This window comes from Pseudomonas sp. PH1b (assembly GCF_000633395.1).
GTDB lineage: Bacteria > Pseudomonadota > Gammaproteobacteria > Pseudomonadales > Pseudomonadaceae > Aquipseudomonas.
The window spans coordinates 26,199-36,904 of sequence record NZ_AYMU01000028.1 but is presented as its reverse complement, the minus strand read 5'-3'; the positions used below and the strand labels follow the sequence as shown (position 1 = coordinate 36,904).

Genomic DNA, 10,706 nt, shown 5'->3' with positions numbered 1-10,706 from the left:
TCGACCGAGAGGATCGAATCGCTAATAGGGCGAAAACACACTGCCTTATTAACTGCTTCTGGCTTCGATGAACTGAAGCATAACCGCTGTCGAAAACTGTGTAACTCGTTGAATCTAAAGGAGTTTTCCGTTTCGACTGCGCCGGAAGTGGGGCGAATTATAGACCTGTAGAATCTGCCGTCAACACTTAATTTGATTTTTCTATGAACAAGATCAAAAACACCCCAAAAGGGGTGTTTTGGCTGCTTATATAGAGGCGCAACACGCACCGCTATATATAGAAGAGAAGCTCACAGTACTCCCGACTGCCTCAAGGCATCCACCGCCTCAACCTGCATCCCCAGAACCCGCTGTAAAACCAGCTCCGTGTGCTCACCCAATAGAGGAGGGGCACTGCGGTACTCAACCGGTGTTTCAGAGAGACGAATAGGACTGGCCACCTGGGGCACCATTCCGGCCAATGCATGGGGCAGCTCAATCGCCAGCCCGCGCGCCTGAACCTGTGGATCGGCAAACACCTGAGCCAGGTCGTTGATCGGCCCACATGGCACACCCGCTCGCTCCAACTGACTGACCCACTCAGCCGTAGTCTTGAAGACCGTTGCCTGGCGAATCAGTGGAATAAGCAGCGCCCGATTCGCCACCCGCAGCTTGTTGGTAGCAAAACGAGGATCATCCGCCCAGTGCGGCTGGCCCGCCACCTCGGCAAACTTACGAAACTGCCCATCATTGCCCACCGTCAGAATGAAATCGCCATCCGCCGTCGGGAAATCCTGGTAAGGCACTATATTAGGGTGCGCATTACCCAGTCGCTTGGGAGCCACTCCAGTAGTCAGGTAGTTCATCGCCTGGTTCGCCAGGCAGGCCACCTGAACATCCAACAGCGCCATGTCGATGTGCTGCCCACCGCCGCCCTGATCTCGATTGGCCAGAGCCGCCAGAATCGCCACCGTCGAATACAGCCCAGTCAAGATATCGGTCAGGGCCACACCAACCTTCACCGGCCCAGCCCCCTCATCCCCCTCAGGCCGCCCGGTCAGGCTCATTAATCCGCCGAGCCCCTGGATCATGAAGTCATAACCGGCCCGCTTGGCGTAAGGCCCAGTCTGACCAAAGCCGGTGATCGAACAATAGATAAGCTGCGGATTGAGCGCCTTGAGGGACGCATAATCCAAGCCATAGGCAGCCAAGCCGCCCACCTTAAAGTTCTCGATGACGATATCCGACTTGGCTGCCAGCTCACGTACCAACTGCTGCCCCTCAGGGCGAGTGAAATCGATAGTCACCGACTGCTTGTTGCGATTGGCCGAGAGGTAATAGGCCGCCTCCGTGGTGTTCTCGCCATAGGCGTCTTTAAGGAAGGGCGGGCCCCAGGCGCGAGTATCATCACCATTGCCCGGACGCTCGACCTTGATGACCTCAGCCCCCAAGTCCGCGAGGATCTGCCCGGACCAGGGCCCAGCCAATACCCGCGACAAATCCAGTACCCGTAGATGCGATAACGCGCCCATGGCTGCTCTCCTATTAATAGAACGCCTGGAGACCGGTTTGCGCACGCCCGAGAATCAGCGCATGCACGTCATGGGTGCCTTCATAGGTGTTGACCACTTCCAGGTTCACCAGGTGACGGGCGACACCGAACTCATCGGAGATGCCATTGCCGCCCAGCATGTCACGGGCCATGCGTGCGATATCCAAAGACTTGCCGCAGGAGTTGCGCTTCATGATCGAGGTGATTTCCACCGCAGCAGTCCCTTCATCCTTCATCCGCCCCAGACGCAGGCAGCCCTGGAGGGCAAGGGAGATCTCGGTCTGCATGTCCGCCAGCTTCTTCTGAATCAACTGAGTCGCCGCCAGAGGACGACCGAACTGCTGACGATCCAGGGTGTATTGCCGCGCGGTGTGCCAGCAGAACTCGGCAGCGCCAAGTGCTCCCCAAGAGATGCCGTAACGCGCCGAGTTCAGGCAAGTGAAAGGACCTTTCAGGCCACGCACATCGGGGAAAATGTTTTCTTCCGGCACAAATACGTTGTCCATGACGATCTCACCGGTGATCGACGCTCGCAGGCCGACCTTGCCGTGAATCGCTGGTGCGCTCAGACCCTTCCAGCCCTTCTCCAGGACAAAGCCACGAATATCGCCAGCATCATCCTTGGCCCAGACCACAAACACATCAGCGATCGGGCTGTTGGTGATCCACATCTTGCTGCCGGTCAGGCTATACCCACCATCCACCTTGCGGGCACGGGTGATCATCGCACCCGGGTCAGACCCATGGTTCGGCTCAGTCAGGCCGAAGCAGCCAATCCATTCGCCCGAGGCCAGCTTCGGCAGGTACTTCTGCTTCTGCGCTTCGGTCCCGAACTCATTGATAGGCACCATCACCAGGGACGACTGCACGCTCATCATCGAGCGGTAGCCAGAGTCCACACGCTCCACTTCACGGGCGATCAGGCCATAGCACACATAGTTCAAGCCACTGCCGCCGTACTGCTCGGGAATGGTTGCCCCCAGGAGGCCTACCTCGCCCATCTCACGGAAGATGGCTGGGTCAGTCTTCTCATGGCGGAAAGCTTCTAAGACCCGCGGCGCCAGCTTGTCTTGAGCGAACTGCTCGGCACTGTCGCGGACCATGCGTTCTTCTTCGGTCAGTTGCTGGTCCAGCAGGAGGGGATCGATCCAGTTGAAGCTTGCTTTGCCGCCCATGAGTGAGTCCTCGTGAAGTAGGTCAACTATCGTGGGCTGATCCTAGGCCCACCGCAGCGCCTCAGGCAAACGAGGATTTTGCATACTGTTGTGCTAATTTCTCACTCCGTAATGGCTGAAAGCGGCTTTTACAGCACCCATTTGTGAGATTGCCGTACATGCGCAGAAAAATCCCCAGCACCGCCGCCCTCATCAGCTTCGAAGCGGCCGCCCGCCACGAAAGTTTCACCAAGGCTGCCCAGGAGCTTTCCCTGACTCAGGGCGCGGTCTGCCGACAGATTGCCAGCCTGGAAGAGTTCCTCGGCGTGGAGCTGTTCCGGCGCTCGCGACGGGGGGTCAAGCTGACGGAGGCAGGGCTCTCCTATAGCCGCCGGGTGGCCACTCAACTGGATGCGGTGGAACGCGACACACTTTCAGTCATGGGGCAGCAGGGCGCCAACGTCATCGAGTTGGCAGTGGTTCCGACCTTCGGCACCCAATGGCTGCTGCCACGGTTAAAGGACTTCCAGCAGCAGCACCCCGATGTCACGGTCAACCTGACCAACCGCACGCGCCCCTTTCTGTTTGCCGACACCCCCTTCGATGCCGCCATCTACTTCGGCGATGCCGACTGGTCCGGTACCCAGTCCCACCGCCTGATGGGCGAGAACCCCATGCCCGTCTGCAGCCCAGCCATGCTGGGCAATGACCTGCAATTCAGTGCAACAGCCATCGCCGAACTGCCCCTGCTGCAGCAGACCACTCGACCCTACGCCTGGCGGCAATGGTTCAACTCGCAACAGTTGAACATCCCCCGGGACATGACAGGTCCGCGCTACGAGCTATTCTCCATGCTCGCCCAGGCCGCCATGCACGATATGGGCATCGCCCTGATTCCTCCCTTTCTCATCCAGCGCGAACTGGCAGAAAAACGCCTGGTGATTGCCAATCCACAAGCGCTCTCGAGCCTCAAGGCGTATTACCTGATGATTCCCGAGCGCAAAGTCGAATCTGCCTCTTTACGGGCATTTCGTGACTGGCTGGTGAATCAGGCAAACAGCTATAACCCAGAGCAGTAAAGGCTCCTAGCAATTAGCTGACCTCGTAGTCAGAAATACCAAAGCACTACAGATATAAATATTTGTCGCATTTAAACAGACTGTACCGAGACCTCCGAAAAAACCCTTATAAGCGCCTAACCACGTGGCTTGTAGGGTTTATTTTGCAGCGATAAAGAGCTATTCACGCTAACGATAGGAAAAATCTTAATTTCAATGGGAATGCCTTGAAAGGCACGGCTTACAAGGGTTAAACCCGGTACCTTGCGACATTCGGTCACGGGGTGACTTGTAGTTAATTTTCCGTCACTAGTCAGAATCCCTTGAAGGCCTCAAAGTTCGCCTGCAAAATGCCGCGCCCCGCTGTGATTTCAGCGGGATCGTGCTGATCGGCCGCCCCAGACGCACCTGCGCAGTGCGCTGGCCTTCTAAGAAAGATCGAAAGCAATAAGATCAAGCAGGAGATTTGACGTGCACATTGGTGTTCCTCTCGAAACCCAAACGGGTGAAACACGGGTTGCTGCAACCCCGGAAACCATCAAGAAGCTGATCGGCCAGGGTCATAAAGTCACTGTGCAAAGCGGCGCCGGCATCAATGCCAGTGTGGTCGACAGTGCCTATGAAGCTGCAGGGGCAACCATTGGCAGCGCCAACGATGCCTTTGGCGCCGAGCTGATCCTCAAGGTCGTGGCCCCAAGCGACAGCGAACTGGCTCTGATCAAGAGCGGCACCGTGCTGGTGGGCATGCTCAACCCGTTCAGCAATGAAACCATCGCCAAGTTGGCCGAACGTGGAATCACCGCCTTCGCCCTGGAAGCCGCACCACGTACCTCTCGGGCCCAGAGCCTGGATGTACTGTCGTCCCAGGCCAACATTGCCGGTTACAAGGCCGTGCTCCTGGCCGCCCACTACTACCCGCGCTTCATGCCCATGCTGATGACCGCGGCCGGCACCGTGAAGGCGGCTCGCGTATTGATCCTGGGCGCCGGCGTGGCCGGGCTGCAGGCCATCGCCACCGCCAAGCGCCTGGGCGCGGTGATCGAGGCTTCCGATGTGCGTCCGGCAGTGAAGGAGCAGATCGAATCCCTGGGTGCCAAATTCGTCGACGTGCCTTATGAGACCGATGAAGAGCGCGAATGCGCCGTTGGTGTCGGCGGCTACGCTCGCCCCATGCCGGCCAGCTGGATGCAGCGCCAGGCCCTGGCGGTACACGAGCGCGCCAAACAGGCCGACATCGTCATCACCACCGCGCTGATTCCCGGCCGCAAGGCGCCCACGCTGCTCAGCGCCGACACCGTGTCCCAGATGAAGCCTGGCTCGGTGGTCATCGACCTGGCAGCGGCCCAGGGTGGCAACTGCCCGTTGACCGTAGCGGATCAGGTGGTGATCGAGAATGGCGTGACCATTGTCGGCCCAACCAACCTGGCCGGGGCGGTAGCCGCTGACGCCTCGGCACTGTACGCCCGCAACTTGCTGGATTTCCTGAAACTGGTGTTCACCAAAGAAGGGCAGTTCGAAGTCAACCTCGAAGACGACATCGTCGCCGCGTGCCTGATGTGCCGCGACGGCCAAGTCATCCGCAAAAACGCCTAAGCAGGGATTCAGACGATGGAAGAGCTTATCTCCCCCGGTATCTACAACCTGATCATCTTCGTGCTGGCGATCTATGTCGGTTACCACGTGGTCTGGAACGTCACACCCGCACTGCACACGCCCCTGATGGCCGTGACCAACGCCATTTCCGCCATCGTCATCGTCGGTGCCATGCTGGCTGCCGCCCTGACCGTGACCCCGTTGGGCAAGACCATGGGCACCCTGGCCGTGGCCCTGGCCGCGGTCAACGTGTTCGGCGGCTTCCTGGTCACCCGCCGCATGCTGGAAATGTTCAAGAAGAAAGCGCCCAAAGCCGTGAAAGAAGAGGTGCAGAAATAATGAGCATGAACTTGGTAACAACCCTCTACCTGATCGCCTCGGTGTGTTTCATCCAGGCGCTCAAGGGCCTTTCGCACCCGACCACGTCCCGACGCGGCAACCTGTTCGGCATGCTGGGCATGGCGCTGGCGGTGCTCACCACCGTCGGCCTCATCTATAAGCTGGGCGCGGAACTGGCGACTGCCGGGATCGGCTACGTGATCGTTGGCCTGTTGATCGGCGGTACCGCCGGTTCGATCATGGCCAAACGGGTCGAGATGACCAAGATGCCGGAATTGGTGGCCTTCATGCACAGCATGATCGGCCTGGCTGCGGTATTCATTGCCATCGCCGCCGTGGTCGAGCCCCAGTCCCTGGGCATCGTCAAGCACCTGGGGGACTCGATCCCCGCCGGTAACCGCCTGGAACTGTTCCTGGGCGCGGCCATTGGCGCCATCACCTTCTCCGGTTCGGTGATCGCCTTCGGCAAGCTGTCGGGCAAGTACAAGTTCCGCCTGTTCCAGGGCGCACCGGTACAGTTTGCCGGCCAGCACAAGCTCAACCTGGTGCTGGGCCTGGCGACCCTGGGCCTGGGCATCACCTTCATGCTCACCGGCAACCTGGGCGCTTTTGCATTGATGCTGGCCCTGGCCTTCGTCATGGGCGTGCTGATCATCATCCCGATCGGTGGCGCCGACATGCCGGTGGTGGTGTCGATGCTCAACAGCTACTCCGGCTGGGCTGCAGCGGGGATCGGTTTCTCCCTGAACAACTCGATGCTGATCATCGCCGGCTCCCTGGTGGGCTCAAGCGGTGCGATCCTCTCGTACATCATGTGCAAGGCGATGAACCGTTCATTCTTCAACGTGCTGCTCGGCGGCTTCGGCAACAGCGCCGACGCAGGCGGCCCGGCTGGAGCACAGGAAGCCCGTCCGGTGAAGTCCGGATCGGCCGACGACGCGACCTTCCTCCTGACCAACGCCGACACCGTGATCATCGTGCCCGGCTATGGCCTGGCGGTAGCACGGGCCCAGCACGCGCTGAAGGAGCTGACCGAGAAGCTGGTGCACCGGGGCGTGACCGTGAAGTACGCGATCCACCCGGTGGCAGGCCGCATGCCCGGCCACATGAACGTGCTGCTGGCCGAGGCCGAAGTGCCCTACGACCAGGTGTTCGAGATGGAAGACATCAACTCCGAGTTCGGCCAGGCCGACGTGGTGCTGGTGCTGGGCGCCAACGACGTGGTCAACCCGGCGGCGAAGAACGATCCGAAGTCGCCGATTGCCGGCATGCCGATCCTCGAAGCCTTCAAGGCCAAGACCATCATCGTCAACAAGCGCTCCATGGCCAGCGGGTACGCCGGCCTGGACAACGAGCTGTTCTACCTCGACAAGACCATGATGGTGTTCGGCGACGCGAAGAAAGTCATCGAAGACATGGTCAAGGCCGTCGAATAACCCTGCTGTAGCGCAATACCCAAAACCTCAGCCTTTAGTAGGCTGGGGTTTTTTATTTACCCCATAAAGCCGACAGAAGGCTCTAGATCAGGGCCTTTCATTCGACCTTTGTCGCGGGGCGTTTTTTTTTGAAATCACTAGACTGCGCTTCTTGCTTTCGTTGCCCGAGATAACAATCCATGTACCGTGATCGTATCCGCTTGCCTTCGTTGTTGGATAAGGTGATGAGCGCCGCCGACGCAGCCGCTCTGATTGAGGACGGCATGACCGTCGGCATGAGCGGCTTTACCCGCGCCGGTGAAGCCAAGGCCGTACCCCATGCCCTGGCCGAACGGGCCAAGGTAACGCCACTGAAAATCAGCCTGATGACCGGCGCCAGCCTGGGCAACGACCTGGACAAGCAACTCACCGAAGCCGGCGTCCTGGCCCGGCGCATGCCATTCCAGGTGGACAGCACCCTGCGCAAGGCGATCAACGCCGGTGAAGTGATGTTCATCGACCAGCACCTGTCGGAAACCGTCGAGCAACTGCGCAATCAGCAGCTCAAGCTGCCGGACATCGCAGTGATCGAGGCCGTGGCCATCACTGAACAGGGGCATATCGTGCCGACCACCTCGGTGGGCAACTCTGCCAGCTTCGCGATCTTCGCCAAGCAGGTGATCGTCGAGATCAACCTGGCGCACAATCCGAACCTGGAAGGCCTGCACGACATCTATATCCCCACCTATCGCCCGACTCGCACACCGATCCCGCTGGTGAAAGTCGACGACCGTATCGGCAGCACCGCCATCCCGATTCCGGCGGAGAAGATCGTCGCCATCGTCATCACCAACCAATCGGACTCGCCATCCACCGTGTCGACTCCGGACAGCGAGACCCAGGGCATCGCCAATCACCTGATCGACTTCCTCAAGCAGGAAGTGGACGCCGGGCGCATGAGCAACAAGCTCGGCCCGCTGCAGGCGGGGATCGGCAACATCGCCAACGCGGTGATGTGCGGCCTGATCGAGTCGCCATTCGAGAACCTGACCATGTACTCCGAAGTACTGCAGGACTCGACCTTCGACCTGATCGACGCCGGCAAGCTGAGCTTCGCCTCTGGCAGTTCCATTACCCTGTCGAGCCGGCGCAATGCCGACGTGTTCGGCAACCTGGAGCGCTACAAGGACAAGCTGGTGCTACGCCCCCAGGAGATCTCCAACCACCCGGAAGTGGTGCGCCGCCTGGGCATCATCGGTATCAACACCGCACTGGAGTTCGACATCTACGGCAACGTCAACTCCACCCACGTCTGCGGCACGCGGATGATGAACGGCATCGGCGGCTCCGGGGACTTCGCGCGCAATGCGCACCTGGCGATCTTCGTCACCAAGTCGATAGCCAAGGGCGGGGCGATTTCCAGCGTGGTGCCCATGGTCAGCCACGTGGACCATACCGAGCATGACGTCGATATCCTGGTCACCGAAATCGGCCTGGCGGACTTGCGTGGCCTGGCGCCACGGGAAAGGGCGCGGGTGATCATCGACAATTGCGTGCATCCGTCCTACCGCGACGCGCTGAATGACTACTTCACCAAAGCCTGTGCCCTGGGCGGACACACCCCGCACATCCTGCGCGATGCCCTGAGCTGGCACATCAACCTGGAAGAAACCGGGAAAATGCTGGCTGAGTGATTGATACAGTCGGCAGCTGACGCAAACACAGTTTCGTCAGTTCGCCGACCGCTCACCAACAAGCGTCAAAAACTGTACTGCTGTACCGGTCTTTTCGCCGCCTGAATCCGGCCGCCGCCCACTAAAAACAGCCGAAACGCACCAAAAAAGTGCCGACAGGTACAGTTGTGCCCATTTCGAACAGTACAGCACCTATAAACAGTTAACTGGTCCTTCACAATACAGGTGAACTGTATCTAGAGAGTCTTGCGCAGGAGGAGGATCATGGGCACCAGTTAAACCACTACCTGATCCCGCCACAAGCGGAAGGATGTCAACCATGGAACGTACACTCAGTTCCGAACTGTTCTTCGAAGACAAAGCTGTAAAAACCCAGGCTTCCATGCCTCTGCGCGTTCTTGCCAACCTGATGCTGTGGCAGCGCCGCATCTCCAGCCGCCATCAACTGGCTCGCCTGGATTCGCGTCTGCTGGCCGATGCCGGGATCAGCGAAGCACAACGCTACGAAGAGCTGAGCAAGCCGTTCTGGCGCTAACTCAGCGTCGCTGGCCCTGACCCACCGGGTCCACCGCCAGCATCCCGAATTGCACACACAAGACCCGTCGCGGGAAACCGCGACGGGTCTTGTCGTTCTGGCCCGGAAAAAGGTGCAGTACAGCCTGGGTAACTCACAACAGGTACAGTTTTATATATCTTAAAACTGGACCAGTACAATTTGATCGCGCTGTACCTGTTTGGCCACGCCGCCAGCCGTCACCATGAGACTGCACATCACTCGATCGCCAGCTTAACGAGGACTGCAGCATGGACACATACGGCAAAAGGCCCACCTCCCAGACAGCTCCTGGCACCTTGCGGCGCTGGATGACGATGTTCGCAGGCATGCTCGAGAGAACCCGTACTCGCCGGCTGCTGGCGCAAATGGATGAACGACAGCTGGCAGATTGCGGCATCAGCCACTGTGACCGGACCAGGGAATTGCATCACCCCTTCTGGCGTTAAGTCCTGACACAGATCTGTGCGAACAGCACTGCGCAGCCTAATATCGGCACTGACGTGGCGATTTTCCTTCAAGCTGCGTCAGAGCAATCAGACACAGCACTTCGCAGTGGCTGCCTGGCGTCTCACTCAGCGCCCATTACTTGTCTGTTCATTCACAGGAGTTACCCCATGTCCCGTCTTCGCCTGCTCAGCGCTGCCGCCTTGCTGGCTCTGGCTGCCAATGCCCACGCCACCAGCCTGATCGTGACCACTGACGCCATTGTCGGCGCGCTCAAGGCCACCTCCGACGCAACCTCTGACGCCACATCCTCCCTGCGCGACAACAAGATTGTCCGCGCTGCCCGGGATGATGCCGCCAGCTTCGTCGCAACCGACGGCGCAATTCGTGGCGTGAAACTGGAAAGTGCCTTTGAGCATATTCGCCAACAGGTTCCACAACTGCAGGCCACTGATGCACAGCTGGCACAGGCTATCCTGGCGATCTAAGCCATGCTGGCCTCAGGTGCGCGTACGTACCTGAGGCCCTCTGCGCTGGTCGTCTGCGGACCATTGCGCTAGCCTTGGCGCTGGTTTTCAGCTGTCGAGACTCATGGGTTTGTTCCGGACTTCACTTTTCGCCCCGCTATTGATTGCCCTCTGTTGGGCCGGCTCGGTGCAGGCATTCGACCTGTCGACACAGAGCTCGGTGGTCACCGTTTACGCGACAAGCCAGGTGACCTCGGCGCCCTTCGACCATAAACTGATGCTCGCCGCCCAGGATGACGCCGCCGCCTTCATTGCGACTGACGGCCAACTACGAGGCGCTCGCCTGGAGTCTGCGTTGAGGTACCTGCGCCAGCACCAGGCAAAACTTCATGCCAGCGACCTTGAACTGGCGCAGGCAATTCTCGTCCAATAATCACCCCTGTTATTCCGGAGTC

Annotated in this window: 11 protein-coding genes; 9 read left to right on the top strand and 2 right to left on the bottom strand. The window is 59.4% G+C overall.

Features of this window, described 5'->3' with window-relative positions:
* Positions 1–290 precede the first annotated feature (290 nt).
* Together U873_RS0129925 and U873_RS0129920 are read right to left on the bottom strand one after the other, a co-directional pair.
* Positions 291–1,511: a CaiB/BaiF CoA-transferase family protein gene (locus U873_RS0129925; protein WP_025131749.1), complete on the bottom strand. Its 1,221-nt coding sequence runs from the start codon at positions 1,509–1,511 to the stop codon at positions 291–293.
* A gap of 13 nt (positions 1,512–1,524) precedes the next feature.
* Positions 1,525–2,706 carry an acyl-CoA dehydrogenase gene (locus U873_RS0129920; protein WP_025131748.1) on the bottom strand — a complete coding sequence of 394 codons (1,182 nt, stop codon included), beginning with the start codon at positions 2,704–2,706 and terminating at the stop codon, positions 1,525–1,527.
* A 158-nt stretch (positions 2,707–2,864) separates the two neighbouring features.
* On the opposite strand from U873_RS0129920, the gene U873_RS0129915 reads away from it, so the two are divergent.
* The 9 genes from U873_RS0129915 to U873_RS0129880 all read left to right on the top strand — a co-directional run bounded on the left by U873_RS0129915 (position 2,865) and on the right by U873_RS0129880 (position 10,684).
* Entirely contained in the window at positions 2,865–3,764 is a 900-nt protein-coding gene (locus U873_RS0129915) for a LysR substrate-binding domain-containing protein (protein WP_025131747.1), read from the top strand.
* Between the two features lie 450 nt (positions 3,765–4,214).
* A complete protein-coding gene (locus U873_RS0129910) occupies positions 4,215–5,336 on the top strand; it encodes a Re/Si-specific NAD(P)(+) transhydrogenase subunit alpha (RefSeq protein WP_025131746.1) in 1,122 nt (373 codons plus the stop codon).
* Between the two features lie 15 nt (positions 5,337–5,351).
* Entirely contained in the window at positions 5,352–5,675 is a 324-nt protein-coding gene (locus U873_RS0129905; RefSeq protein ID WP_005783507.1) for an NAD(P) transhydrogenase subunit alpha, read from the top strand.
* Positions 5,675–7,111 carry an NAD(P)(+) transhydrogenase (Re/Si-specific) subunit beta gene (locus U873_RS0129900; RefSeq protein WP_025131745.1) on the top strand — a complete coding sequence of 479 codons (1,437 nt, stop codon included), beginning with the start codon at positions 5,675–5,677 and terminating at the stop codon, positions 7,109–7,111. Before U873_RS0129905 ends, U873_RS0129900 begins: the two co-directional genes overlap by 1 nt.
* Positions 7,112–7,290: 179 nt before the next feature.
* Positions 7,291–8,784, top strand: coding sequence for an acetyl-CoA hydrolase/transferase family protein (locus U873_RS0129895; RefSeq protein WP_016963711.1), 1,494 nt, complete (start codon positions 7,291–7,293; stop codon positions 8,782–8,784).
* Positions 8,785–9,103: 319 nt separating this feature from the next.
* Positions 9,104–9,319: a DUF1127 domain-containing protein gene (locus U873_RS0129890; RefSeq protein WP_025131744.1), complete on the top strand. Its 216-nt coding sequence runs from the start codon at positions 9,104–9,106 to the stop codon at positions 9,317–9,319.
* Positions 9,320–9,588: 269 nt separating this feature from the next.
* Positions 9,589–9,786 carry a DUF1127 domain-containing protein gene (locus tag U873_RS35560; protein ID WP_081818728.1) on the top strand — a complete coding sequence of 66 codons (198 nt, stop codon included), beginning with the start codon at positions 9,589–9,591 and terminating at the stop codon, positions 9,784–9,786.
* A 168-nt stretch (positions 9,787–9,954) separates the two neighbouring features.
* On the top strand, positions 9,955–10,272 hold the full coding sequence (locus tag U873_RS0129885; protein WP_025131743.1) for a DUF2388 domain-containing protein: 318 nt from the start codon (positions 9,955–9,957) through the stop codon (positions 10,270–10,272).
* Between the two features lie 103 nt (positions 10,273–10,375).
* Entirely contained in the window at positions 10,376–10,684 is a 309-nt protein-coding gene (locus U873_RS0129880) for a DUF2388 domain-containing protein (protein WP_025131742.1), read from the top strand.
* The last annotated feature ends 22 nt before the right edge of the window (positions 10,685–10,706 follow it).

Excerpts from the sequence above, each read along its gene's own strand:
- U873_RS0129895 (WP_016963711.1), top strand. The coding sequence starts at position 7,291 with ATGTACCGTGATCGTATCCGCTTGCCTTCGTTGTTGGATAAGGTGATG.
- U873_RS0129885 (WP_025131743.1), top strand. The coding sequence starts at position 9,955 with ATGTCCCGTCTTCGCCTGCTCAGCGCTGCCGCCTTGCTGGCTCTGGCT.
- U873_RS0129890 (WP_025131744.1), top strand. The coding sequence starts at position 9,104 with ATGGAACGTACACTCAGTTCCGAACTGTTCTTCGAAGACAAAGCTGTA.
- U873_RS0129905 (WP_005783507.1), top strand. The coding sequence starts at position 5,352 with ATGGAAGAGCTTATCTCCCCCGGTATCTACAACCTGATCATCTTCGTG.
- U873_RS0129925 (WP_025131749.1), bottom strand. The coding sequence starts at position 1,511 with ATGGGCGCGTTATCGCATCTACGGGTACTGGATTTGTCGCGGGTATTG.
- U873_RS0129915 (WP_025131747.1), top strand. The coding sequence starts at position 2,865 with ATGCGCAGAAAAATCCCCAGCACCGCCGCCCTCATCAGCTTCGAAGCG.
- U873_RS0129900 (WP_025131745.1), top strand. The coding sequence starts at position 5,675 with ATGAGCATGAACTTGGTAACAACCCTCTACCTGATCGCCTCGGTGTGT.
- U873_RS35560 (WP_081818728.1), top strand. The coding sequence starts at position 9,589 with ATGGACACATACGGCAAAAGGCCCACCTCCCAGACAGCTCCTGGCACC.
- U873_RS0129920 (WP_025131748.1), bottom strand. The coding sequence starts at position 2,706 with ATGGGCGGCAAAGCAAGCTTCAACTGGATCGATCCCCTCCTGCTGGAC.
- U873_RS0129880 (WP_025131742.1), top strand. The coding sequence starts at position 10,376 with ATGGGTTTGTTCCGGACTTCACTTTTCGCCCCGCTATTGATTGCCCTC.